The organism is Brachybacterium squillarum M-6-3 (assembly GCF_000225825.1).
GTDB lineage: Bacteria > Actinomycetota > Actinomycetes > Actinomycetales > Dermabacteraceae > Brachybacterium > Brachybacterium squillarum.
This window is the reverse complement of sequence record NZ_AGBX01000006.1, coordinates 89,564-112,236: the sequence shown is the minus strand read 5'-3', so window position 1 is coordinate 112,236 and position 22,673 is coordinate 89,564. Positions and strand designations below refer to the sequence as shown.

Genomic DNA, 22,673 nt, shown 5'->3' with positions numbered 1-22,673 from the left:
TCCGATCAGGATGGACGCGCGGGGATTATCAGGGCCTTGCGACCCCGCGGTGGTCCGGCAGCCCTGTCGATGGCACTCCCCGGCTCGGACGAGTGGCATCCAGATCCGCTCCGCCGCCTGCACGGGCGACTCCCCCGCGAGGCTGCGAAACAGGCGCTTCGGGGGCATCAGCGAACGCTGGACCTCCGCGTCGGCTGCCGCGTACGCCACACCGGTCGCGCCCTCCGCGCCACCCACGCCCGGCACCAGGCGTGCCGACATCGAGCCCCCTGCACCCTTACGCGTGCCGCCGGACCGTGGGTGTCGGGCTGGCCCGACGTCCACCCGGGTGCCCGCCGGATAGGGAACCCTCGTCCTCCTTCCCAGACTGGAACCATGAGCACCGTGACCCCTGCCTCCGACAACGCGGCCTCCCTGTCCCTCCCCGACCCGTTCGACGACCTCGCGACCCGGTCGCCCTCCACGGAGGCGCCGGCCCGGACCGGCCACCGCCTGACCCGCGGTGCCGGGGACGTGGGCCGCTTCCTGCTGTACTCCCTCCTCGCTCTCGTCCTCGGGCTCCTCGCGTTCTCCCTCGTCCTGACCCTGCTCGCGGCCGGTGCCGTCACCGTGGTGATCTGGATCGGCCTGCCGATCCTCGTCGCCGGGGTGCTGGTGGCCCGCGGTTTCGCCGCCGCCGAGCGCTCCCTCCAGCACAGCCTGCTCGGCACCGACCTCCCCACCCCGCGACCGCGGAGGGCCGCAGAGGAAGCCGGCTGGGTGCGCAGGATGCTCACCCCGCTCGCGGACCCGCAGTCCTGGATGAACTGCCTGTGGACCCCCGTGAACCTGGTCGCGGTGCTGGCGACCTTCCCGATCGCCCTGGCATGGACGCTCGGGGCGATCGGCACCGTCGCCGGGCCGGTCGCGACCCTCATCCTGGAACAGGTGCTTCCCGCCGAGCAGCGCTCCGGCCTGCCCGAGCTGATGGGCATGACCGGGACACCTGCCCTGGTGGTCGACCTGGGCGGGCAGGTGCTGATCGGCCTGCTGTTCCTGCTCACCGTGGTCCCCGTGACGCGCGGCCTCACCGCGGTCCACCGCGGGATCGCCCGTGGACTGCTGAGCTCGCGCTACGCCGAGCAGCAGCAGCTCGAGCGCGCCGAGCGGTCCCGTGCCGCGGGCCGTCTCGCCGAGTCCGCAGCGCTGCGCCGCCTCGAGCGGGACCTCCATGACGGTCCCCAGCAGCGTCTGGTGCGCGCCTCGATGGATCTGGCCAGGGCCGAGCAGGCCGCCGGCACGGACCCGGAGCGCACCCAGGAGATGCTGCGCGGCACCCGCACCCAGCTCGCGGAGACGCTCGACGAGCTGCGTCGCCTCTCCCGCGGGATCGCGCCGCCCGTCCTCGTGGACCGGGGGCTTCCCGGGGCGCTGGCCGAGCTCGCCGCGATCTGTCCGGTGCCCGCTCAGGTGGAGTGTCCCGACCTCGACCTGCCCGAACACGTGGAGATCGGCGCCTACTACGTGGTCTCCGAGGCCCTCACGAATGTCGCCAAGCACTCCGGGGCCGAGGCCGTCCGTGTGCAGGTCCTCCGGCGGGCCGACATGCTGCACGTGGAGGTCGTGGACGACGGGCGCGGCGGTGCGGCGACCAGTCCGGGCGGCGGACTCGCGGGGCTCGTCGGCCGGGTGGCGGCCCTCGAGGGCGAGCTGCGGATCGAATCCCCGCTCGGCGGGGGCACCCGATTGGAGGCGGTGATCCCGTGCGGATCGTGATCGCGGACGACTCGGCCCTGCTGCGCGAGGGGCTGCGTCTGCTGCTCGAGGAGGCCGGCCACGAGGTCGAGGCCGCCGCGGCCGACGGTCCGGGCCTGGTGACCCGTGCTCTCTCCTTGCGCCCGGACCTCGTGATCGCGGACATCCGGATGCCCCCGAGCCACACCGACGAGGGACTGCGCGCCGCCCAGGAGATCCGCCGTTCCTGGCCCGAGGCCCCGGTGCTGCTGCTCAGTCAGTACGTGGTGATCGGCTACGCGACCGAGCTCATCGAGTCCGGGACCCGCGCGACGGGGTACCTGCTGAAGGACCGCGTGTTCGACATCCCCACCTTCCTGGCCTCGATCGAGCGGGTCGCCGAGGGTGGGGTCGCGATCGATCCGGACGTCGTCGGCCAGGTGATCGCCTCCCGCCGCCGCACCCCGCTGGACGACCTCACCGCCCGCGAGCGCGAGGTGCTGGAGCTGAAGGGCGAGGGTCTCACGAACGTGGCGATCGGCGAGCGGCTGATGATCAGCGGCGGCGCGGTCGAGAAGCACACCCAGCGGCTGTTCGCGAAGCTCGGGCTCGAGGCCGATGCGAGCGTGCACCGGCGCGTGACCGCCGTGCTCACCCTGCAGGGCCGGTGATCCACCCCGCCTCATCATTCGTCGGGGCGTGACGGTACCGTCGGCCCATGAGCGACGCGGCGGCCACCCGATCCCTGCGGGTCCGCGTGCTCGGCGCCGGGGTGGCCGGCCTCGCCGCCGCCGGCCTGCTGGCCCGTCGGGGTCACGAGATCGAGATCGTCGACGAGGCCTTCGCCGTGCCCGCCGTGGGCACCGCCCTCGGTCTGTTCGGCCCGGCGCAGCGGGTCCTCGCCGAGCTGGGACTGCTGGAGGACGTCCGGAACCGCGCTGCCGCGCCCCGGTCCGGACGGCTCGTCGGCGCCGACGGCCGCACGCTCGCGCAGCTGCCCGCGGGCGGCGCCCTGCTGATCCCCCGCTCCGAGCTGGTGCGGCTCCTGCTCGACGCCCTGCCCGATCAGGTGGCCCGGCGCACGGCGCGGATCGCGGACGTCCGCCCGCTGCGCGAGGGTGCCGACCTCCTGGTGGGAGCCGACGGGGTGCACTCCCTGGTCCGCGCCTCCGGCTGGCCCGGGAGGGGCCGGGCCCGCTCGCACGGGGTGACGATCCTGCGGGGCACCGCGGAGATCCCGCCGCCGGAGGTCTCCGAGACCTGGGGCGGGGGCTGGCTGTTCGGCATCACGCCGCTGCCCGGGGAGCGCACCAACTGGTTCGCGGTGATCCCCGAGCACCGCTCCCCCACGGTCGCCGCGGCCCTCACGCATCTGCGCGGCGTCCTCGGTGAACGTCGCGCACCGATCGACAGGGTGCTCGAGGCGGCCCGTGCGGAGACGACCCTGGTGCACGGCATGCACACCGCCCCGCCGATGCCGTGGCCCGTGCGGGAGAACGTCGTGCTGATCGGGGACGCCGCCCATGCGATGGCGCCGAATCTCGGCCACGGCGCGAACACGGCGCTGGTGGACGCCGCGGCCCTCACGGCGAGCCTCGCCCGCCACGCGGACCTCCGCCGCGCCCTGCGGGACTACGCCGCACGGCGAGGCATCGCGGGTCAGGCCTGGCGTGTGGGCTCTGCAGCGATGGCCAACCTCGCCCTCGCGGATCGCGCCGCGCCCGCCCGAGATCGGCGGCTGCGCACCCTCGGGGCGCTCAGCCCCGCTTCCGCGCCAGGGTCGTGATGACGTGCCAGTGCTTGCGGTCGGCCAGGAAGCGACCGTCCTCGTCGCGCTCGCTGCGCTCCACGATCTGGAAGCCGCGGAACATCTCGTCGATCTGCTCGCGGCTGGGGGTGGCGATGTCCGGGCGCTCGGCCCAGGAGTCGTTCGTGGAGAACAGGTCCACGGCCATCACGCCGCCGACGGGCAGGGCACCCACCAGCTTCGGCCAGATCGCGGCCAGGCCCTCGGGGCCCAGCAGGCCCAGGGTGTAGGTCGAGTAGATGATGCGGGCGGCCGGGAACTCCTCGACCTCCGCCAGGTCGGTGTGATGGAAGATCACGTCGCCGCTCATGCGCTCGTTCTCCACCAGCCGCGCGGCCAGGGTGTCGTCGGCGTCGTAGGCGTGCACGGTCCAGCCGTGGCGGGCGAACTGCAGCGAGTCGGCGCCGGCGCCGGCTCCGAGATCCAGGACCACACCGGATTGCGCGTGGCGGTCCCCTCCGGCCGCGGTGATCGCCTTCGACACCAGCCGCCGGGCAGGACGGCCCGCTGCATGGGCGTTCAGGGCCGCCCAATCCACCATTTCCGCGGTATCCATGCCGCTCAGGCTGTCGAATGCGGGGGCATAGTTTCAACTCCCCGTGACCCAGGCCGCGCGCATTTTCGTCACGGGCGAACAGGAGAGGCGTCACGTCACGCCCGCCTAGGATGGAGCCATGCTCGACACCCCCCTGCGGATCGCCGCGATCTGCCTGCACACCTCCCCGCTCGAGGAGCCCGGGGGTGACGACGCCGGGGGCATGAACGTGGTGGTCCTCGAGGAGTCCCTGGCGCTGGCCCGCGCCGGGCACCGCGTGGAGCTGTTCACCCGCCGCGCCCACCCGGACTCCCCCGACGTGGTCGAGGTGGCCGAGAACCTGCGCCTGCACCATCTGGACGCCGGGCCGGCGACGCCGCTGGCCAAGAGCGCGATGGAGCAGGCCATCGAGCCGTTCACCGCGACCCTGCGGGCCCGCCTGGCCGGCACCGACGCCCTCGGCGAGCCCCTCGAGATCGACCTGATGCACTCGAACCACTGGTTCAGCGGGGTCGCCGCCCTGCCCGTGGCCCGGGAGCTGGGCGTGCCCCACCTGCAGTCCTTCCACTCGGTGGCCGCGCCCGAGGGTGCCGGCTCGCTGGAGAACGGGGAGCCGGCCGAGTCCGCCGGCCGCATCCCCGGCGAGCGCCTCGCGGCGCAGGACTCCGACCTGGTGGTCGCCGTCTCCCAGGCCGAGGCCCGCACCGTCGGCGAGCGCTACGGCGTGCCCGGGGAGCGCCTGGCCGTGGTGCGCCCCGGCGTCGACGTGGAGCGCTTCCACCCCGGCGAGCACACCGCCGAGGACCGGCGGCAGCGGCCGACGCTGCTGTTCACCGCGCGTCTGCAGCCGCTGAAGGCCCCCGACCTGGCGCTGGAGGTCCTCGCCCACCTGGACCCGGCCCTGGGGGCGCGGCTGGTGCTGGCCGGCGGCTCCTCCGCCGACTTCGCCGACTACCTCGCCGAGCTGCGCGAGCGCGCCGAGCAGCTGGGCGTCGCGGACCGGGTGGAGCTGGTCGGCGCCCTGAACCGCGGCGAGCTGGCCGCGGCGATGCGCTCGGCCGGGGTGCTGCTCCTGACCAGCTGGTCGGAGACCTTCGGCCTGGTGGCGCTCGAGGCGCAGGCCAGCGGCACCCCCGTGGTGGCCTGGCAGTGCGCCGGCGGCGTGCGCGAGGCCGTGGACCCCGACGGCCTGGTGTTGACCAGCCGCGACCCCGACGTGTGGGCCGAAGCCGTGCAGACCCTCCTGGAGGACCCGCAGCGCTACGCCGCCGCCGTCGCCTCCGCCCGCGCGTTCGCCACCACCCGCACCTGGGAGGCCAGCGCCGAGGCCCTCACCTCCCTGTACGCGAGCACCCTGCAGGCCCGCCGATGACCGCTCCGGGCCCCTGGGAGCTGCTGGAGGACGCCGGCACGGTGCTGGCGGTGCACGCCCACCCCGATGACGAGACCCTGGCCAGCGGTGCCCTGCTCGCCCACCTGGCCGGCCGCGGCACCCGCGTGGTGCTGCTGACCGCGAGCCGCGGCGAGGAGGGTGAGGTCGTCGCCGGGGCGATCGCCGCGGGCGACGAGCGGCCCCTGGACGAGATCCGCGGCGAGGAGGTGCGCCGCGCCTGCGAGGCTCTCGGCGTCGCCGAGCGGCACCTGCTGGGCACCGCCCCCGCCCTCGCCGCCGGTCAGCCGCCCCGCCGCTACCGCGACTCGGGCATGCGCTGGGTGCGGGAGGGACTGGCCGGCCCGGCCGAGACCTCCGGCGAGGACGCCTTCACCCGCCGCCCGCGCGCGCAGGCCCTCGCGGATCTGCGGGCGCTGATCGAGGTGGTCCGCCCCGACGTGTTGCTCGGCTACGACGACGAGGGCACCTACGGCCACCCCGACCACGTGCAGGCCCACCACCTGGCCCGCGAGGCATCCGGGGCCACCGGCATCCCGCGGATCGAGATCGCCAGCAGCACCGAGGGCGAGGGCTTCGCCTGGCGTGACCTGCCGGGGACCGGGGACGCCGTGCGGAAGGCGCTGGAGTGCTACCGCACGCAGCTCACCGTCGTCGGGCAGGACGCGGACGGCACGGTGCGGATCCGTCACGTCGGCGGACAGGACGACGCGGTGCCGCTGCGGGCTGGCCTGCGGGGCTGACCCCCGCCGCCGGGTCCCTCAGCGCGAGGCTCAGCTCTCGGCCTCGGTGGGCGTGATCACCCGGTCGGTGAGCGCGATCAGCTCGTCGACCTCGTAGCCGGGCCAGCCGAACAGCACCCGCCGCCACTCCGGCGGCACCGCCTTCACGCCCAGCGCCCCGCCGATCAGGGCCCCGGTGATGCAGGCGACCGTGTCGGTGTCGTAGCCGGCGCGGGCCGCGGCCTCCAGCGCCGTCACCAGCATCTGGCGGCGGGCGAACTTGTCCTCGGGGATCGGGCCTGCGCGGTGGATCGCGGACCAGGCGGCCTGGAAGGCGTGCACCACCCAGCCGTTGCGGCGGAACTCGTGGGGGTAGCCGCCCTCGGCCTCCTCGATGCGGTCGACCCACAGGGCGCGGCGCTCCTCGCTGAGCCGGTGCAGGCCGCGGCGCACATCGATCTCGCCGGTGAGGATCGCGTGGCGCACCGCGAGGCCCCACAGCAGGCAGGCCTCGGTGGTGTCCGGGTGGACGTGGGTGAGGCGGCAGACGATGTCGATGCCCGCGGCGGCCTCGTCCTCGCTGGCCTCGAGGTAGGGCAGCACCGCGGCGTGGGTGCGCATCAGGGAGCCGTTGCCGGCGATCCGCGGCAGCTCTTCGTGGGCGCTCGCGGCGGCCTCGCGGAAGTCCTCGGCGTGCGGGGCGTAGTGCCCGGCGGCGCGAGTGCGGTCGGCGGCGCGGCGCACCACCGCGGACGTCAGGGTGCCGATGTCCGGGGTGCCCAGCGACCAGCTGTACCACTCGCGGGCGATCTGGTCCTGCGCCGAGTCGACGCGGAGGTCGTGCCGACCGGGTGCGGCGGCCGCGGCCTCCAGCACCACGATCGCCATCGAGGTGTCGTCGGTCCACTCCCCCGGCTGCCAGTCCAGCACGCCGCCGCCGACCATCTCGACATCGTCGGAGTCGGGGATCGGGGCCTGGAACTCGTAGGGCGCGCCGAGGGCGTCGCCGGTCGCCGCGGCGACCACGGCTCCTCGGGCCCGCTCTCGTTGCGGTGGCGTCAGTGCCATGGTGTCGTCCTCCCCGCCGGCGCCGTCACCGGGCCATCGTTCCACACCATTGTTACCCGCGAGTTCGGCTCGGGGCGCAATCGTCCCAGCGGCTACCCTGGTGGGGACCAGAAGGAGCCCCATGACCGACACCCCCACCGCCGCCTCCGACACCAGCGGAGAGGCCCCTGCGGAGTCCTCCGCCGGCTGCGCGACGGACCCCCACGACCCGCACGACCACACCGGGCACGACCATCCGCCCACCGGGGCCGATCTGGTCCAGGGGCTGGTGCGGGCGCTGTCCGTGGTGGCGCTGGTGATCCCGGCGCTGGCCGTGGTGATTATGCTGGCGGTGCTGCCGATGGCGCCCACCAGCCCGCTGGTGCTGCTGCTGGGTATCGGCCTCGGTGCCGCCCATCTCGCCTCCCTGGTGCTGACCAGCATGTTCGTCTCGCGAACGCGGCGGCAGCTGGCCGTGAACCCGGGCCTGCTGGCGGTGCGCAGCGCCGTGGAGGAGGTGCTGCGCGTCGCCGCGGTGCTGCTGGCGCTGCTGATGTGGCCGCTGGACGCGCGGGCCGAGCTGGGCGTGTGGATCGGCGCGGGCACCGCCCTGGTGTGGATGACCCTGGCGACCGCGCAGACCGTCGCCACCCGCCGCGGCCTGGCCCGCCCCTCGGCCTGGGCCACGGACACGGTCGCCACCCTGCTGGACCAGCGGGTGAACCCGCGCTCCACCGCCCTGATGCGGGTGCTGGACGTGATCGGCACCGCCGCCTTCCAGATCGGCGCGACCGTGCTGGTGATCCTCTCCCCCGTGCTGGTGATCGGCACCGCCGTGCTGTCCATCGGCTCGGGCCTGTCCACCCTGGTGCTGCAGCGTCGCGAGCTGGCCGCCCGCACCGCCTCCCCCTGGGCCTTCGTGCCGCTCGGGGTGGGCCTGCTGACCCTGGCCCTGGCGATCCTCGGCATCGCCTCCGTCTGACCCGCCGCCGTCCGACCCGCACCCGACCGGCTCCGCCCCGTCCTCGACGCGAAGGAACTCCCCTCCATGACCACCGCCGATGCCCGTCCCTCCGGGCTGGACCTCTCCCACCGCGACGACGCGGTCCGCCCCCAGGACGACCTCTTCGGACACGTCAACGGCGCCTGGCTGCGCGAGCACGTGATCCCCGCCGACCGCTCCTCCGACGGCGCCTTCCACGCCCTGCGCGACCGCTCCGAGGAGCAGGTGCGGGAGATCGTCGAGGAGGCCGCCGCCTCCGCGGAGCCGAGCCGCATCGGCACCCTCTACGCGATGTTCATGGACACCGCCGCCATCGAGCAGGCCGGCCTCCGCCCGCTGGAGCCGATGCTCGGCGAGATCGCCGAGCTGGCGGACCTGCCCGCGATCGTACGGGCGATGGCCGCCCCCGACGCCGGCACCGCGGCGCTGCTGTCCTACGTGTGGACCGACGACCACGACTCCACCCGCTACCAGGTGCGGCTGCACCAGGGCGGGCTCGGCCTGCCGGACGAGTCCTACTACCGCGAGGACGCCTACGGCGAGATCCGTGAGGCCTACACCGCGCACCTGGCGAACCTGGCCCGCCTGGCCGAGCTGCCGGGCCGTGCGGGCCTGGCCGGGGACACCCCGGAGGCCCTCGCCGAGGCCGTGATGGGCCTGGAGACCCGCCTGGCCGCCTGCCACGTCGACGTGGTGCGGCTGCGGGACAGGGAGAAGTCCGACAACCCGATGGATGCCGTCCAGCGGGCCGAGCTGGCCCCCGCCTTCCCCTGGGACGCCTTCATCGAGGGCACCGGCGCCCCCGCCGCGGCCTTCGAGGTGACCGGCGTCGGCCAGCCCGAGTTCGTCTCCGCAATGGCCGAGATGCTGGCCGCCGAGGACCTCGCGGTGCTGCGCTCCTGGATGGCCGTGCACGCCGTCGCCGCCTACGCGCCCTACCTGTCCTCCGCCCTGGTCGAGGAGGACTTCGCCTTCTCCGGGACGGTGCTCTCCGGCGCCGAGGAGCTGCGGGAGCGCTGGAAGCGCGGCGTCGGCTTCGTCGAGGGCGTCGTCGGCTTCGAGGTGGGCCGCGAGTACGTCGCCCGCCACTTCCCGCCGGAGCACAAGGAGCGGATGCAGGAGCTGGTCGCCGCCCTGCTGGAGGCCTACCGCGTCTCCATCACCGGGCTGGACTGGATGACCCCCGCCACCCGCACCCGGGCCCTGGCCAAGCTCGAGAAGTTCACTCCCAAGGTGGGCTACCCCGACAAGTGGCGCGAGTACGAGGACCTGGAGATCGTCGAGGGCGACCTGGTGGCGACCGTCCGTGCCTCCCGCCGCTTCGAGGCCGCCTTCGAGTACGCGAAGGTCGGCGGCCCGATCGACGAGACCGAATGGCACATGACCCCACAGACGGTCAACGCCTACTACAACCCCGGCGCCAACGAGATCGTGTTCCCGGCGGCGATCCTGCAGCCGCCCTTCTTCGATGCCGAGGCCGACGACGCCGTGAACTACGGCGGCATCGGCGCGGTGATCGGCCACGAGGTGGGCCACGGCTTCGACGACCAGGGTTCCAAGTACGACGGCGACGGCAACCTGGTCTCCTGGTGGTCCGAGGAGGACCGCGCCGCCTTCGACGAGCGCACCGCCTCGCTGATCACCCAGTACTCGACGCTGTCCCCGCGCGAGCTGGAGGACACCCACACCGTCAACGGCGCGCTCACCATCGGCGAGAACATCGGCGACCTGGGCGGCCTGTCCATCGCGGTGAAGGCGTACCTCGCCACCCGCTCCGAGGAGGAGGCGGCCGCGGAGATCGACGGCTTCACCGGGCTGCAGCGGGTGTTCCTGTCCTGGGCGACGGTGTGGCGCGGGAAGAACCGCCCGCAGGAGGCGATCCGTCGCCTGGCCACCGACCCGCACTCCCCCGCCGAGTTCCGCTGCAACACCACGCTGGGACACGTGGACGCCTTCCACGAGGCCTTCGCGGTCACCGAGGGCGATGGCATGTTCCTCGCCCCCGACCAGCGCGTGCGGATCTGGTGAGCGTCGCCGCGACCGAGGGACGGCGCCGCTGATGGCCCGCCCGGAGATGCCGTTCTTCGTGGGCGCCACCCGCCCCTCCGCGGTGGGCTGGACCCGCGTGCTGCTGACGGTGGTGATCGGCGGCGTGGTGATCGCGCTGATGTCCCAGCGCCCCGACCTCGCCACGCCCGCAACGATCACCCTGGTCGCGGTGCTGTTCCTCGGCATGGCGGCCTGGACGTTCATCCACCAGTGGACCCGTTTCGTGGTCGACGAGCGCGGGGTGACGGTGAGCCTGGGTGGCTTCTGGCCGCGGCAGGGGTGGCCGCTGGCGGACTTCCGCACCGTGCAGCTGCGCGACCTGGGCGACGTGACCGTCAGCGCGGCCGTGGGCGGTCTGGGCTGGCGCAGCGGCCGGGCGCTGACCGCCTCGGCCGAGCAGCTGCGGCCCGTCGGTAGCCGCAAGATCCACACCCTCAGCGAGCCGCGGGCGCCCTACCGCACCCTGGTCACCCGCACCGGGATGCAGGTGGAGATCATCGGCCGCGGCGGTGTTCACTACCTGCTCTCCCCCACGGACACCGAGGCGACGGCCGCGGCCATCGACCAGGCGATCCGCGCGCGGCGCTGAGCGCGATAGGGTAAGCAGGTCATCCACGACAGGGGAGCACCAGCGGGGTGCTGAGAGTGCGTCATCGGACGCAGACCCTCGAACCTGAACCGGTTAGCACCGGCGGAGGGAGTCGGGATCCGTGGGGACGGTGCACGACCGCCATCCGGCGGATCCGCTGCCCGGCCCCGCGCCCCTTTCCGTGAGGGAAGGAGACGTGATGACACGATTCCGCACGATCGACCTGCTGGTCACGGTCGCGATCGGGGCCGCTTTCGGGGTGGCCTTCCTGGGCTACGGCGCCCTGTACTCGCTGATCGGACCGCTGACGGCCGCGTTCAAGCCCGCCGAGGGCCTGCTGGCAGGCATCTGGTTCCTGCCGGCGATCCTCGCGGCGCTGATCGTCCGCAAGCCCGGCGCGGCCCTGCTCGCGGAGCTGATCGCCGCCGCCCTGGAGATGCTGCTGGGCGGCCAGTGGGCGTGGGGCACGATGATCTCCGGCCTGCTGCAGGGCGGCGGCGTGGAGCTCGGCTTCGCCCTGCTCGCCTACCGCCGCTTCACCCTGCCGGTGGCGATGCTCGCCGGCGTGTTCGCGGCCGCCCTGGAATGGGTCTACGAGCGCTTCGCCTACTACCCGGAGATGTCCTGGCCCTTCGCGCTGGTGATGCTCGCGTTCTTCCTGGCCTCCGGGGCCGTGCTGGGCGGGGTGTTGGGACGCGCCGCCACCCGGGCGCTGGCGGCGACGGGGGCGCTGGACGCGCTGCCCGCGGGCCGGGACCGCGCGCTGACCGGGACGGAGCGCCGCCCTGCCGCGGTCTCCTGAACCGGTGACGGAGGGGACGACGTCGGACGTCGCCGTCCCCTCCGTCGAGGCCAGGTCCGGACAGGCCCGGGAGCTGCGGCTGCAGGGGCTCACCTGGCGCCCGCAGGGCCGCGACGAACCGACCCTGGACGGCCTGGACCTGACGATCCCGGCCGGGCAGCGGGTGCTGCTCGCCGGCCCCAGCGGCGCCGGGAAGTCCACGGTGCTGCGGGCCCTGGCCGGGCTGCTGGACCCGGAGGCCGGGGACCTCGACGGCGATCAGCCGATCCCGGAGCGTCCCGGGGAGCGCGGCCTGCTGCTGCAGAACCCGGTGCACGCGATCGTCGCCGCGACCGTCGGCCGGGACACCGCCTTCGGCCCCGAGAACGCCGCCCTCCCGGCGGACGAGATCCGGGAGCGGGTCACGGCGGCCCTGGACGCCGCGCGGGTGGATGTGGACGCCTCCCGCGACCCCCTGCGCACCTCCGGCGGGCAGCAGCAGCGCATCGCCCTGGCCGGGGCGCTCGCCCTGCACCCGGGGGCGCTGCTGCTGGACGAGCCGACCAGCATGCTCGATCTCGACACCGCCGACCGGGTGCGTGAGGCGATCCTCGCGGCCGCCGCCGGCCGGACCCTGGTGCTCGCCGAGCATCGCATCGAGCCCTGGCTGGAGCACCTGGACCGCATCATCCTGCTCGGCCCGGACGCGACGATCCTCGCCGACGGGCCGCCCGCCACAGTGCTCGCCGCGCATCCCGCGCTGCGCGAGGCCGAGCCGGGATCCGGGCCGGTCCCGGAGGCCGAACTGCGCCGCGTCCCGGGCGCGCTGACGGTGATCACGGGATCGAGCGGTGCCGGGAAGACCACCCTGCTGCGCGCCCTCGCCGACGAACCCCGGGACGCCCGGCCGGGCTACGTGCCGCAGAACCCGGAGCATTCCTTTGTCGTGACGACGGTGCGCGGCGAGCTGATGGTGCCGCTGCGCGAGGACCGCGACGTGGACACCCCCACCTGGCGCGAGCGCACGGCTCGCGCCGAGGAGCTGCTGGCCGCCGCCGACCTCTCGCACCTGGCGGAGGCGAACCCGCATCGCCTCTCCGGCGGGGAGCAGCGACGCCTGGCGATCCTCGGCGCCCTCGCCCCGCGGCCCGAGCTCCTGCTGCTGGACGAGCCGACGGTGGGCCTGGACCGGGAGCGCCGCGAGGCGGTGCTGGCCCTGCTGGATGCCGCCCGAGCGGAGGGCTGCACGGTGCTCGCCGCAACCCACGATCCCCATCTCATCGCCCGCGCCGACCATCGCCACGAGCTGGTCGACGAACCCGGTCGGGCGTCGCACGACCGCGCGGATGCACCCGCGCCGCAGGCTGCCGCGGGCCCGGATCGCATGCCGGACCGCACCATCGGCCCGGTCCCCCGCACCGGCCGCCCCGTCGCCGCGGACCGGCTGAACCCGCTGACCCTGTGCCTGATCGGCCTGCTCACCGCGGCCGGCTCCTTCGCCGTGCAGAGCTGGCAGGTGGGACTGCTGTCGCTGATCCCGCTGGTGCTGCTCGCGCCGCTGGCGGTGCGGACCCTTCGCGGCGGCCTGCTGAGGCTGGCCCCGATCCTGTTCTCCGCGCTCACCCTGGCCTGGACGACGGCGCTGCTCGGCACCGCGCCGCCGCTCAGCGGGGAGGCGTGGCTGCTGGGGCTGAAGGAGGCCTGCCGGATCACGGTGTTCGTCGCCCCCGGGGTGCTGGCGCTCGGCAGCGTGGACGTCACCGCGCTCGGCGACTCGCTGGGCGCGCGGCTGCGCCTTCCCGCCCGTCCGGTCGCCGCGTCCGTCTCGGCCCTGGTGCGCACCGGCCACCTGGGACAGCGCTGGGGCGAAATCACCCGGGTGCGGCGCCTGCGCGGCCTCGGCGGGACCCGCTCCCTGCGCGCGGTGGCGGGCTCCACGCTCGCCCTGCTGGTCGACGCCCTGCGCGGAGCGGAGCAGCAGGCCCTGGCGATGGACGCCCGCGGCTTCGCCCGGGCCACCCGCCGCACCTGGACGGGCGTCCCGCCCTTCCGGGCCGCCGATGCGGTGGGTCTCGCCCTCGGGGTGGCGCTCGGCCTGCTGCCGCTGGTTCTCACCCTCGCCCTGTGAGGCCGTTCCAGGAACAGCGGGGACTGTCGGTGCCGCTGGATACGCTGGCCCCATGACCGACGACTCCCCCGCCGCTCCTGCTCTCGACCCCGTCGACGACGAGGTCCTCGCCCTCGCCCATCAGCTCCTCGACCACGCCCGCCAGGGCGAGGCGGAGCCGCTGCTGGCCCTCATCGACGCCGGTGCCCCCGTGAACCTGCAGGACCCCTCCGGCAACACCCCGCTCATGCTGGCCGCGTACCACGGCCACCCCGGGCTGGTCACGGCACTGGCCGAGCGCGGCGCCGACGTGGACCTGCTGAACGACCGCGGCCAGTCACCGATCGCGGGCGCCGCCTTCAAGGGCGACCTCGCCGTCGCGAAGGCCCTGCTGGACGCCGGCGCCGACCCCAGCATCGGCACACCCGACGCCCGCGCCACCGCCCAGTACTTCGGCCGCGAGGACATCGCCGCGCTGCTGGGCTGACCTCCCGGAACCTCGCCGCCGCTCCTCGGAATCAGGAGGGGTGCCGGAACACCATCGGCACGTGCTCGATACCGGCCTCGAGGAAGACGGGGCCGGTGGTCACGTAGCCCATGCCGAGGTACCACTTCTCGAGGTAGGCCTGGGCGTCGATGTGCACCTCGGCCTGCGGGGCGACCTCATGGGTGACGTCGAGGGCGGCGCGCATGATGCGGCCGCCGAAGCCGTCGCGCCGGTTCGCGCCGCGCACGGCGAGACGGCCGATACGCATGGTGCCGTCGGCCTCGGTGAGCACGCGGATGTGGGCGGCGGGCTCGCGGTCCAGGCCCGCGGCCTCCGCCTCCGGGCCGGGCACCTCCACCCACAGCAGGGTGGTGCCCGCCTCCAGCTCGCGGCCGTCGAGGTCGGGGTCGGTGGCGCCCTGCTCCATCGTGAACACGTCCTGGCGCAGCTTCGCCAGCAGGTACGCGGTGCGCGGGTCGATGTCGCGCAGGTGCGCGCGGCGCAGCACGGCCCCGGTCGCCGGGTCGGGCTCGGAGGCGGCGGGGTGGATCACGGGCTGCGGTGCATCGTCGGACATGCGGGCAGATTACCGGCCCGTCTCAGCGCGCGGTGAAGCGGGCCATCGCCTGCGCCCAGGCTTCGACCATCGCCTCGCCGCCGTGGCCCTCGTCCTCCACCACGATCAGCTCGGAGGCGGGCCAGGCGCGATGCATCTGCCAGGCGATCCGCACCGGGCCGGAGACGTCGCGGCGGCCGTGGATCAGCACCGCGGGGATGTGGCCGATGCGGTGCATCCCGCCCAGCAGGCCGCTGCCGGGCTCACCGCCCCAGGCAGTCGCCCAGTCGGCGAGGAAGCCGTCGCGCGCCCAGTAGTGCGTGACCAATCGGGCGAAGACCCGTGCCTGGTCCTCGACGGGCGCGCCGGGGTCGGCGGTGACGCGCGCGAAGCCGCCGGTGCCGATGCGGATGTGCTCGTCCTCCCAGGCGATCCAGGCGTGGGTCGCCGCGTCCTCCAGGTCCCGGTCGCCGCTGGTCAGCATCCGCCGGTAGGCCTCGACCAGTCGCATTTCCCCGCCTGGGCGGTAGTCGGTGCGGGCCTCGGCGAGCGCGGCCAGCTCCTGCCAGGTCTCGGGGAAGATCGCGCCGACGTGCTCGGTGATCCAGTCGACCTCGGTGCGGGTGGTGGCGGTGACGGCCATCAGCACCACGGCCCGCACCCGCTCGGGATGCGCCTGCGCATAGGCGACGGCGAGGCTCGCGCCCCAGGAGACGCCCTGCACCACCCAGTCCTCGATGCCGAGGTGCATGCGCAGCGCCTCGATGTCCTCGACCAGCTCGGCGGTGGTGTTGTGCTCAAGTCCCGCGGGCTCGGAGGCCGAGGGGGTGGAGGCGCCGGCGCCGCGCTGGGAGAAGCCGACCAGTCGGGTGGTCTCCCCCGGCACCTTGCGGCGGTACCCGGAGGTGAGACGGCCGCCGGGGCCTCCGTGCAGGTAGAGGGCGGGGACGCCGTCGTGCGTGCCCGAGACCTGGTAGTGCAGCTCGTGACCGCCGGAGACGGGGAGACGGCCCTCCTCCAGCAGCGGGGGTAGCGTCGAGGGCGAGTCCATCCCCGGACTGTATCCAGCGCCGCCCTTCCTCGGGCGGGAACGGCTGATGCGGTCCCCGATCCTCCGGAGGCCCCCGTGCCCAGCGCCCGTCACCTGATCCCGACCGCCCTCGCCACCGCCGCCTGCGCCGTCGTCGGCTCGAAGGCCACCGCCTCCTCCGTCGACTCCGACTGGTACGAGAACCTGGCCAAGCCCTCGTTCCAGCCGCCCTCCTGGGCGTTCCCCGTCGCCTGGACCGCGCTGTACACCGACATCGCCGTCACCACCGCGGCGGCCCTGGACGAGCTGGAGCCCGCGCAGCGTCGCCGCCTGGCGGTCGCGCTCGGCGTGAACCTGGGGCTGAACGCCGGGTGGTGCTGGATGTTCTTCGGCCGTCGGGAGATCGCCGCCGCCGTGCCGGTCGCGGTGGCCCTCGCCGTCTCCAGCGCGGATCTGGTGCGCCGCGTCGGCAGCGCCCGCGGCGGTCTCGGGGTGGCGCTGTCGCCCTACGCCGTGTGGACCGCCTTCGCGAGCGCCCTGAACATGGCGATCGTGGACCTCAACTCCTGATCCCCCGCACTTCTGCGCACTCACGAACCACCCACGGCTCGTGAGCGCGCAAAAGTGTAGGGAGCGGCAGGGCAGGGGCCGGAGTCTGTGCGGAATTCCCCGGCTGGCTTCCACCAGTGGAAGTGAGCCGGGGAAAGCTCGAGCGGCGGAGAGGTCGGCCCCATCAGGCCCCGCGCCTCACGCCACCGCCCAGGCCTCCGCGGGGTGCTCGCGGGTCCAGCCGGCGCGGCGGACGCGGCGGGTCTGGCAGCGAGGACACCAGAACACGGTGCGCCCAGCCATCTCCCCCGAGCGGACCGTGGTGCGGCACAGCCGGCAGGGCAGGGTCTGGCGGTGGTAGACGTAGAACGACTCCTCGCGGGGCACCACCGTGGGGTCCTCGTCGCCGTTCTGGCGGGTGCCGCGGGAGCGCTCCACGATGCGCGCCTCGATCTGCCGGTGCTCGGGCTGGGTGGTGACGATGCGGCCGGTGCGGGCGCCGTAGCGGATCAGCGGCACCAGGTCCTCCCAGAGCCCCCGCACCATGCCCTCGCTGAGGTCGCGCCCCGGCACGGTCGGGTCCAGGCGGGCGCGGAACAGCAACTCGGCGCGGTAGATGTTGCCGATGCCGGCCACCACCGACTGGTCCATCAGCAGGGTGCCGATCGCGGTGCGGGAGCGCAGCACGCGCCGCACGAAGCGCTCCGGCTCGGCGTCCTCCCGAAGCGGGTCCGGGCCCAGCCGGTCCAGCACGGCCTGCCGTCCGGCGGCGTCGAGCTCCTCGCAGGCGGTGGGCCCGGTGAGGTCCGCGAGGCCGCGCGGGCCGACGATGCGCAGCCGCACCGTCTCGCGCGGCACGATCTCCCGCCACGGCTCGGCGCCGCCGAGGGCGTCCTCCCGCTCCCCGACCCGGAGGCGGGGCGCGCCGATCGCGGGGGCGGAGGCGAATCCCTCCTCACCCGCGAAGGTCCAGGAGCCGTACAGCCCCAGGTGGACGTGCACGTAGCGGGTGACCGGGGCGCCGGCCTCCACGTCGGGGCCCGGCGTGAAGGCCAGCAGCAGGTGCTTCCCGGCGGCCTCGGCGTCGGCGAGGGTCCAGCCGGCCAGGGCGTCGGCCTCGGGGAAGCGACCCTGGGGGCTGGAGGTGATGACCCGCTCGCCGCCGAAGCCGGTGCGGATCGCGGCGGCGAGCCGGTGGACGGTGTGTCCCTCCGGCATCAGGCGGCGCCTGCGCCCTCCGGGTCGTCGTAGCCGCCGGTCTCCTCGTAGCGGGCCACGAGGTCGATGCGGCGCTGGTGGCGCTTCTCACCGGAGAAGGGCTCGGCCAGGAACAGGTCGATGAGCTGCTCGAGCTCGGCCTCGGTGTGCTGGCGCGCGCCCACCGAGATCACGTTGGCGTCGTTGTGCTGGCGGGCCAGCAGCGCCGTGTCCTCGTTCCACACCAGGGCGGCGCGCACGCCGCGCACCTTGTTGGCGGCGATCTGCTCGCCGTTGCCGGAACCGCCGATGACGACGCCCAGCGAGCCGGCGTCGGCGACGACGCCCTCGCCGACGGCGGTGCAGAACGGCGGGTAGTCGTCCAGCGCGTCGTACTCGTGGGCGCCGTGGTCGATGACCTCGTGGCCCTTCTCGGTGAGGTTCGCGACCAGCCGGTTCTTCAGCTCGAAGCCGGCGTGGTCGGTGCCGATGTGGACGCGCATGGGGGCTGCTGCCTTTCGCAGGGTGTGGGGGTGTGCGGGGTCAGTCGAAGATGGGGCCGACGGTGCGGGTGCGCTTGAGCTCGAAGAAGCCGCTGGTGCGGCTCATCAGCTCGAGGCCGTCGAACAGCTCGCCGGCCTCCTCGCCCTTCGGGGCCGGGGAGATGACGGGCCCGAAGTAGGCCTTGCCCTCGCCGAAGGAGATCACCGGGGTGCCGACCTCGTCGCCCACCAGCTCCACGACAGCCTGCTGCTTGGCGCGGAGGGTGTCGTCGAGGGAGGCGTCGTCGTAGGCCTCGAGCACGGAGGCGTCCAGGGAGGTGGCCGCGACCCCCGCCTCGGCGGCGGCGCGGCGGTCCTCGCCCCCGCCGACGTGGTAGGTCTCGCCGAAGGCGGTGTAGTAGGCGGAGACGTCGGCCTGGCTGCCCTGCTGGGAGACGGCGAGCGCGACGCGGGCGGGGCCCCAGGCCTCGTCCATGCTGCGGCGGTAGTCGGCGGGGAGGTCGCGGCCCTCGTTGAGGGCGGCGAGGGACATCACCGAGAAGGTGATGTCGAGGTCCCGGACCGACGCGGCGTTCAGCAGCCAGCGGCTGGTCATCCAGGCCCAGGGGCAGATCGGATCGAAGAACAGCTCGACACTGCGGGCGCTCATGGGGTCTCCTTCGCAGGCGTGACGGGGATCGCGGCCATTCTGTCACCCCGGTCGGACTAAATGCGTTGTGGCCCCGGCCGGATCGGTGTTGGATCTCCTGGTGCCCCCTTCCTCTCCCCCTCCCCCCGCGCGCCCGGTCCCGGTGATGCGCTCGCTGCTGGGCCAGCACCGCCACCAGATCCCGTGGATCCTGGGCGCCTCCTTCGTGGTGGAGCTCGTGGACATGGCGCTGCCGCTGCTGCTGGGCTGGGTGATCGACCGGGGCATTCTCGCCGGCAGCCTCACGGTGACCCTGCTGGGGGCGCTCGGCGTGATCGTCGTGCGACTGTTCTCCACCTACCTGTGGACGGCGATGTTCGCCGCCTCCCAGCGCGCCCGGATGACGGAGCGGCATCGGGTGCGGGTGGCCGTGACCGGCGCCGTGCTGGACCCGCGCTCACGGCCCATCCAGCGGCCCGCCGGGGAGGTCCTCTCGATCGCCACCTCCGACGCCGACAAGGCCTCGGACCTGCTGGACATGCTGCCCTGGGCGTTCCCCGCCTCCGCGGTGGTGCTGCTGAGCTGCGTGTGGCTGGGATGGCAGGACATCTGGCTGGGCGTGGCCACCCTGATCGGCATCGCCGTGATGGTGCTGGTGGTGCGCGTGATCAGCCCGATCCTCTCCGCCCGCTACGACGCCCAGCAGTCCCGCGCCGCCGATGCCGCCGCCACCGCCACCGACCTGGTGCACGGTCTGCGCGTGCTGCAGGGCCTGGGCGTGCAGTCCCGCGCCCGCAGCCAGTACCGCCGCCGCTCCCGCATCGCGCTGGACGCGGCGCTCGTCAACGCCCGCTACTCCGGCGTCTCCAGCGGCCTGACCACCCTGGTCACCGCCGGGATGATGGCGGCGGTGGCGATCATCGCCGCCCAGCGCACCATTGCCGGGGACATGTCCATCGGCACCCTCATCGCCGTGGTGGGCGTGGCCCGGCAGAACATGGGCATGCTGCAGGGCCTGTCCGGCCTGCCGATCTGGTGGGCCTCGATGTCGACCTCCGGGCGGCGTGTGCGCGACCTGCTGGCCGACCTCGGCCGCAGCATCGACGACCCCGAGCTGCAGCTCGGCCACCTCGCCACCGCCCGTGACGACCGCGGCGAGGCGAGCCCCGGCGAGCGTCGCCCCGGCGTCGGCGGCCTGCGCATCGACGGCGCCCCCGGCTCCGAGCTGGAGGGCCTCACCCTCACGGTGCCCGAGGGCGGGGTGCTGGCCGTCGCCAGCGCCGCCCCGCACCGCGCCGAGGCCCTGGTCGCAGCGCTCGGCGGGCACGCCGAGCAGGGCAGCGTGCAGCTCGGCGAGCAGCCCGTCACCGCGCAGGGACGCTTCGCGACCCGCGCCGACCTGCTGGTGGAGCCGCACGTGGTGGACCTCTTCGACGGCACCCTGCGCGAGCAGCTCGCCACCCGCGCCCCCGCCGCCGCGGTGCAGGCCGGGAACGGCTGGGCCGACGACGCCCTGCACGCCGCCGGCGCCGAGGACCTGCTGGGCATCCTGCCCGAGGGCTACGACACCCGGATCCTGGACCGCGGCGCGAACCTCTCCGGCGGACAGCGCCAGCGCATCGCCCTGGCCCGCGCCGTCGCCGCCGACGCCCCCGTGCTGGTGCTGCACGACCCCACGACCGCGGTGGACGCCGTCACCGAGCAGCACATCGCCGAGGCCCTCATCGCGGCGCGCAGCCTGCCGGACCGCTCCACCCTGCTGATCACCCGCGCCCCCGCCCTGCTGCGGGAGGCCCCCGAGGTGGTGTTCCTGCCCGCCGACGGCCCCGCCGTGCGCGGCACCCACACCGCGCTGATGGAGCGCGCCGACTACCGGGAGATGGTGCAGCGATGACCGCCCCCCACCCCGCGGACACGGCGACTGCGCAGACCCCGCAGACACCGCGCCACCCCACCCGGCAGATCGCCTGGGACGTCTCCCCCGAGGAGCTGCTGGCCTCGGACGCCACCGCGCGCCGCCAGCTCGCCGAGCACGCCTCGATCCTGCCGATCGCCGACGTGCCCACCACCGCCCGGCACCTGCGCGGACGCCTCGCGCAGATGCCGTGGATGACGGCGCTGACCGCGCTGGTCGTCACCGCCGGGGCCGCGGCCGCCGCCTGGCTGCCGCGCCTCATCGGCGGCGTGGTGGACCTGGTGCAGCAGGGGGCCGACACCGACGCCCTGTACCGCCAGGGCGCCCTGATCCTGCTGGCCGGGATCCTGCAGGCCCTGTTCTCCGCGATCGGCTGGTCGCTGGTCTCCGGGCTCGGGCAGCGGGTGCTGGCCGGGATGCGCGAGGACGTCATCGACCGCGCCCTGGACCTTCCCGCGCAGACCATGGAGATCACCGGCATCGGCGACGCCCTCTCCCGCGTGGCCGACGACGTGGACGTCACCGCGCGCGCCGTGAACAACGTGGTGCCGAACCTGATCCAGATGGGCTTCTACGTGGTGGTGACCATGATCGGCATGGTCACCCTGTCCCCGTGGCTGCTGATCCTGGTGGTCCTCGTCGCCCCGATGTACATCCTGGCGGGCCGCTGGTACCTGCGCCGCACCGCCCCGATCTACCGCCGCGAGCGGGTGGCGATGGGCGCACGCGCCCAGGGCCTGCTCTCCGCGATCCACGGCATCCCCACCGTGCACGCCTACGGCATCGAGCGCCGCGAGACCCGCCACGTGGCGGTGCTCTCCGAGGCCGCCGCCGTGCTCGGCATGCGGGTGATGACCCTGGTGACGCGGGTGGTGAAGGTCGTGGTGTGGCCGGAGAACCTGTCCATCGCGCTGGTGCTGGTGCTGGGCTACGCGATGGTGCACGTCTCCGACGCACCCGTCGGCCTCGTCACCGCCGCCGGCATGTACGTGCTGACGCTGCTGTGGCCGATGATGAACCTGCTGTTCAGCCTCGACGACGTGCAGTCCGCGGCGGCCTCGCTGACCCGCATGGTCGGCGTGATCGAGGCGATCGACCCTGCCTCCTCCCCCGGCGACCAGGTGCCCGCGGACGCCTCGATCCGGCTGGAGCAGGTCTCCCATGCCTACGGGGAGAGCGCCGACGGCGGCGAGCGCACCGTGCTGTTCCCGATCGACCTGCACGTCGCCCCCGGCGAGGTGATCGCCCTGGTCGGTGCCTCCGGGGCGGGCAAGTCGACCCTGGCCTCGATCATCGCCGGCACCCTCACGCCGCGTCACGGCGCCGTGCTGCACGGCGGCGCGGACCTGGCCCGGGCGGAGCTGGAGGCGGCCCGTCGCCACGCCAGCATCGTCAGCCAGGACGTGCACGTCTTCCGCGGCACCCTCGCCGAGGACCTGCGCCTGGCCCGCCCCGAGGCGGGCGAGGAGGAGCTGTGGGCGGCGCTGGAGCGGGTCGAGGCCGGCCCCTGGGCGCGGCGGCTCCCCCAGGGCCTGCACACCGAGGTCGGCGAGAAGGGCGAAAGGCTCACCGCCGAGCAGTCCCAGCAGCTCGCGCTGGCGCGGATCGCCCTGCAGGACCCCGCGGTGCTGGTGCTGGACGAGGCCACGGCCGACGAGGGCTCCTCCGGCGCCCGCGTGCTGGAGCGCGCCGCGCTGGAGGTCGCCCGCGGCCGCACCACCGTGATCGTCGCCCACCGCCTCTCGCAGGCGATGCACGCCGACCGGATCCTGGTGATGGAGGGCGGGCACGTCGTCGAGCAGGGCCCGCACGCCGAGCTGGTCGAGCGCGGCGGGGTGTACGCCCGACTGTGGAGCGCCTGGAGCGCCTGAACCGCCAGAGCTTCTCAGAGACCGGCGCGCCGGAGATGCCGGAGCCGTCCGGCATCTCCGGCGGCCCGGGCCCGGCCAGCGCTCGAGCCTTCCCCGCCCCGGCGTGTCGAAGGGGTATGGTCGCCCCATACGCCTACCCCTTCACGGGCAGTGCAGCCCCGGCCCTGCGGCCGGACGGACCGGGGCGTCCGTGG

Annotated in this window: 21 protein-coding genes and 1 riboswitch; of the genes, 14 read left to right on the top strand and 7 right to left on the bottom strand. The window is 74.4% G+C overall.

Annotation, left to right across the window (positions count from 1 at the left end; translation table 11 throughout):
* Positions 1 to 375: 375 nt before the first annotated feature.
* The 3 genes from OM98_RS08310 to OM98_RS08300 are packed head-to-tail and all read left to right on the top strand — an operon-like array spanning position 376 to position 3,499.
* A complete protein-coding gene (locus tag OM98_RS08310) occupies positions 376 to 1,755 on the top strand; it encodes a sensor histidine kinase (RefSeq protein WP_010534154.1) in 1,380 nt (459 codons plus the stop codon).
* Complete coding sequence (locus OM98_RS08305; RefSeq protein ID WP_010534153.1) at positions 1,743 to 2,384, top strand: response regulator transcription factor; 642 nt, start codon at positions 1,743 to 1,745, stop codon at positions 2,382 to 2,384. Before OM98_RS08310 ends, OM98_RS08305 begins: the two co-directional genes overlap by 13 nt.
* A gap of 47 nt (positions 2,385 to 2,431) precedes the next feature.
* On the top strand, positions 2,432 to 3,499 hold the full coding sequence (locus tag OM98_RS08300) for an FAD-dependent monooxygenase (RefSeq protein ID WP_010534152.1): 1,068 nt from the start codon (positions 2,432 to 2,434) through the stop codon (positions 3,497 to 3,499).
* On the opposite strand, the gene OM98_RS08295 is transcribed toward OM98_RS08300, so the two are convergent.
* Positions 3,471 to 4,076 carry a class I SAM-dependent methyltransferase gene (locus OM98_RS08295; protein WP_029362775.1) on the bottom strand — a complete coding sequence of 202 codons (606 nt, stop codon included), beginning with the start codon at positions 4,074 to 4,076 and terminating at the stop codon, positions 3,471 to 3,473. The two genes, OM98_RS08300 and OM98_RS08295, sit on opposite strands and share 29 nt — an antisense overlap.
* A gap of 118 nt (positions 4,077 to 4,194) precedes the next feature.
* On the opposite strand from OM98_RS08295, the gene OM98_RS08290 reads away from it, so the two are divergent.
* Both OM98_RS08290 and OM98_RS08285 read left to right on the top strand, forming a co-directional pair.
* A complete protein-coding gene (locus OM98_RS08290) occupies positions 4,195 to 5,427 on the top strand; it encodes a glycosyltransferase (protein WP_010534150.1) in 1,233 nt (410 codons plus the stop codon).
* A complete protein-coding gene (locus OM98_RS08285; protein WP_010534149.1) occupies positions 5,424 to 6,188 on the top strand; it encodes a PIG-L deacetylase family protein in 765 nt (254 codons plus the stop codon). Before OM98_RS08290 ends, OM98_RS08285 begins: the two co-directional genes overlap by 4 nt.
* Before the next feature lie 30 nt (positions 6,189 to 6,218).
* Here the strand turns inward: OM98_RS08285 and OM98_RS08280 are convergent, their stop codons facing one another.
* The gene (locus OM98_RS08280; RefSeq protein WP_029362774.1) at positions 6,219 to 7,235 is read right to left on the bottom strand and encodes an ADP-ribosylglycohydrolase family protein; all 1,017 of its coding nucleotides are present in this window, start codon (positions 7,233 to 7,235) and stop codon (positions 6,219 to 6,221) included.
* Between the two features lie 121 nt (positions 7,236 to 7,356).
* Here OM98_RS08280 and OM98_RS08275 point away from each other — a divergent pair, with 121 nt between their 5' ends.
* The 6 genes from OM98_RS08275 to OM98_RS08250 all read left to right on the top strand — a co-directional run bounded on the left by OM98_RS08275 (position 7,357) and on the right by OM98_RS08250 (position 14,230).
* Positions 7,357 to 8,196, top strand: coding sequence for a hypothetical protein (locus OM98_RS08275; protein WP_010534147.1), 840 nt, complete (start codon positions 7,357 to 7,359; stop codon positions 8,194 to 8,196).
* 66 nt (positions 8,197 to 8,262) lie between these two features.
* Positions 8,263 to 10,245 carry a M13 family metallopeptidase gene (locus OM98_RS08270; protein ID WP_010534146.1) on the top strand — a complete coding sequence of 661 codons (1,983 nt, stop codon included), beginning with the start codon at positions 8,263 to 8,265 and terminating at the stop codon, positions 10,243 to 10,245.
* A gap of 31 nt (positions 10,246 to 10,276) precedes the next feature.
* Positions 10,277 to 10,855 carry a hypothetical protein gene (locus OM98_RS08265; RefSeq protein WP_010534145.1) on the top strand — a complete coding sequence of 193 codons (579 nt, stop codon included), beginning with the start codon at positions 10,277 to 10,279 and terminating at the stop codon, positions 10,853 to 10,855.
* A 20-nt stretch (positions 10,856 to 10,875) separates the two neighbouring features.
* A riboswitch (TPP riboswitch) is annotated at positions 10,876 to 10,983 on the top strand.
* Positions 10,984 to 11,054: 71 nt separating this feature from the next.
* The gene (locus OM98_RS08260; RefSeq protein ID WP_010534144.1) at positions 11,055 to 11,657 is read left to right on the top strand and encodes an ECF transporter S component; all 603 of its coding nucleotides are present in this window, start codon (positions 11,055 to 11,057) and stop codon (positions 11,655 to 11,657) included.
* 4 nt (positions 11,658 to 11,661) lie between these two features.
* Positions 11,662 to 13,764: an ATP-binding cassette domain-containing protein gene (locus OM98_RS08255; protein WP_010534143.1), complete on the top strand. Its 2,103-nt coding sequence runs from the start codon at positions 11,662 to 11,664 to the stop codon at positions 13,762 to 13,764.
* Positions 13,765 to 13,816: 52 nt separating this feature from the next.
* A complete protein-coding gene (locus OM98_RS08250; RefSeq protein ID WP_010534142.1) occupies positions 13,817 to 14,230 on the top strand; it encodes an ankyrin repeat domain-containing protein in 414 nt (137 codons plus the stop codon).
* A gap of 31 nt (positions 14,231 to 14,261) precedes the next feature.
* Here the strand turns inward: OM98_RS08250 and OM98_RS08245 are convergent, their stop codons facing one another.
* Both OM98_RS08245 and OM98_RS08240 read right to left on the bottom strand, forming a co-directional pair.
* Positions 14,262 to 14,807, bottom strand: coding sequence for a GNAT family N-acetyltransferase (locus tag OM98_RS08245; RefSeq protein ID WP_139017656.1), 546 nt, complete (start codon positions 14,805 to 14,807; stop codon positions 14,262 to 14,264).
* A gap of 22 nt (positions 14,808 to 14,829) precedes the next feature.
* On the bottom strand, positions 14,830 to 15,837 hold the full coding sequence (locus OM98_RS08240; RefSeq protein WP_010534140.1) for an alpha/beta fold hydrolase: 1,008 nt from the start codon (positions 15,835 to 15,837) through the stop codon (positions 14,830 to 14,832).
* A 75-nt stretch (positions 15,838 to 15,912) separates the two neighbouring features.
* On the opposite strand from OM98_RS08240, the gene OM98_RS08235 reads away from it, so the two are divergent.
* Entirely contained in the window at positions 15,913 to 16,386 is a 474-nt protein-coding gene (locus OM98_RS08235) for a TspO/MBR family protein (protein ID WP_010534139.1), read from the top strand.
* Positions 16,387 to 16,563: 177 nt separating this feature from the next.
* Here the strand turns inward: OM98_RS08235 and OM98_RS08230 are convergent, their stop codons facing one another.
* Genes OM98_RS08230 through OM98_RS08220 form a run of 3 tightly spaced genes read right to left on the bottom strand, consistent with a single transcriptional unit; the run spans position 16,564 to position 18,714 of the window.
* A complete protein-coding gene (locus OM98_RS08230; RefSeq protein WP_010534138.1) occupies positions 16,564 to 17,583 on the bottom strand; it encodes an Fpg/Nei family DNA glycosylase in 1,020 nt (339 codons plus the stop codon).
* Positions 17,583 to 18,065 carry a ribose-5-phosphate isomerase gene (locus tag OM98_RS08225; RefSeq protein WP_010534137.1) on the bottom strand — a complete coding sequence of 161 codons (483 nt, stop codon included), beginning with the start codon at positions 18,063 to 18,065 and terminating at the stop codon, positions 17,583 to 17,585. Before OM98_RS08225 ends, OM98_RS08230 begins: the two co-directional genes overlap by 1 nt.
* Before the next feature lie 40 nt (positions 18,066 to 18,105).
* Positions 18,106 to 18,714, bottom strand: a complete 609-nt coding sequence (locus tag OM98_RS08220; protein WP_010534136.1) for a DsbA family protein — start codon at positions 18,712 to 18,714, stop codon at positions 18,106 to 18,108.
* 145 nt (positions 18,715 to 18,859) lie between these two features.
* Here OM98_RS08220 and OM98_RS08215 point away from each other — a divergent pair, with 145 nt between their 5' ends.
* Together OM98_RS08215 and OM98_RS08210 are read left to right on the top strand one after the other, a co-directional pair.
* Positions 18,860 to 20,587, top strand: coding sequence for an ABC transporter transmembrane domain-containing protein (locus OM98_RS08215; protein ID WP_010534135.1), 1,728 nt, complete (start codon positions 18,860 to 18,862; stop codon positions 20,585 to 20,587).
* A complete protein-coding gene (locus OM98_RS08210; RefSeq protein WP_010534134.1) occupies positions 20,584 to 22,479 on the top strand; it encodes an ABC transporter ATP-binding protein in 1,896 nt (631 codons plus the stop codon). Before OM98_RS08215 ends, OM98_RS08210 begins: the two co-directional genes overlap by 4 nt.
* The last annotated feature ends 194 nt before the right edge of the window (positions 22,480 to 22,673 follow it).

Bases quoted from the DNA above. Each gene is read 5' to 3' on its own strand.
- OM98_RS08310 (WP_010534154.1), top strand. From the start codon at position 376: ATGAGCACCGTGACCCCTGCCTCCGACAACGCGGCCTCCCTGTCCCTC.
- OM98_RS08300 (WP_010534152.1), top strand. From the start codon at position 2,432: ATGAGCGACGCGGCGGCCACCCGATCCCTGCGGGTCCGCGTGCTCGGC.
- OM98_RS08295 (WP_029362775.1), bottom strand. From the start codon at position 4,076: ATGGATACCGCGGAAATGGTGGATTGGGCGGCCCTGAACGCCCATGCA.
- OM98_RS08290 (WP_010534150.1), top strand. From the start codon at position 4,195: ATGCTCGACACCCCCCTGCGGATCGCCGCGATCTGCCTGCACACCTCC.
- OM98_RS08285 (WP_010534149.1), top strand. From the start codon at position 5,424: ATGACCGCTCCGGGCCCCTGGGAGCTGCTGGAGGACGCCGGCACGGTG.
- OM98_RS08280 (WP_029362774.1), bottom strand. From the start codon at position 7,235: ATGGCACTGACGCCACCGCAACGAGAGCGGGCCCGAGGAGCCGTGGTC.
- OM98_RS08275 (WP_010534147.1), top strand. From the start codon at position 7,357: ATGACCGACACCCCCACCGCCGCCTCCGACACCAGCGGAGAGGCCCCT.
- OM98_RS08270 (WP_010534146.1), top strand. From the start codon at position 8,263: ATGACCACCGCCGATGCCCGTCCCTCCGGGCTGGACCTCTCCCACCGC.
- OM98_RS08265 (WP_010534145.1), top strand. From the start codon at position 10,277: ATGGCCCGCCCGGAGATGCCGTTCTTCGTGGGCGCCACCCGCCCCTCC.
- OM98_RS08260 (WP_010534144.1), top strand. From the start codon at position 11,055: ATGACACGATTCCGCACGATCGACCTGCTGGTCACGGTCGCGATCGGG.
- OM98_RS08250 (WP_010534142.1), top strand. From the start codon at position 13,817: ATGACCGACGACTCCCCCGCCGCTCCTGCTCTCGACCCCGTCGACGAC.
- OM98_RS08245 (WP_139017656.1), bottom strand. From the start codon at position 14,807: ATGTCCGACGATGCACCGCAGCCCGTGATCCACCCCGCCGCCTCCGAG.
- OM98_RS08240 (WP_010534140.1), bottom strand. From the start codon at position 15,837: ATGGACTCGCCCTCGACGCTACCCCCGCTGCTGGAGGAGGGCCGTCTC.
- OM98_RS08230 (WP_010534138.1), bottom strand. From the start codon at position 17,583: ATGCCGGAGGGACACACCGTCCACCGGCTCGCCGCCGCGATCCGCACC.
- OM98_RS08225 (WP_010534137.1), bottom strand. From the start codon at position 18,065: ATGCGCGTCCACATCGGCACCGACCACGCCGGCTTCGAGCTGAAGAAC.
- OM98_RS08220 (WP_010534136.1), bottom strand. From the start codon at position 18,714: ATGAGCGCCCGCAGTGTCGAGCTGTTCTTCGATCCGATCTGCCCCTGG.
- OM98_RS08215 (WP_010534135.1), top strand. From the start codon at position 18,860: ATGCGCTCGCTGCTGGGCCAGCACCGCCACCAGATCCCGTGGATCCTG.
- OM98_RS08210 (WP_010534134.1), top strand. From the start codon at position 20,584: ATGACCGCCCCCCACCCCGCGGACACGGCGACTGCGCAGACCCCGCAG.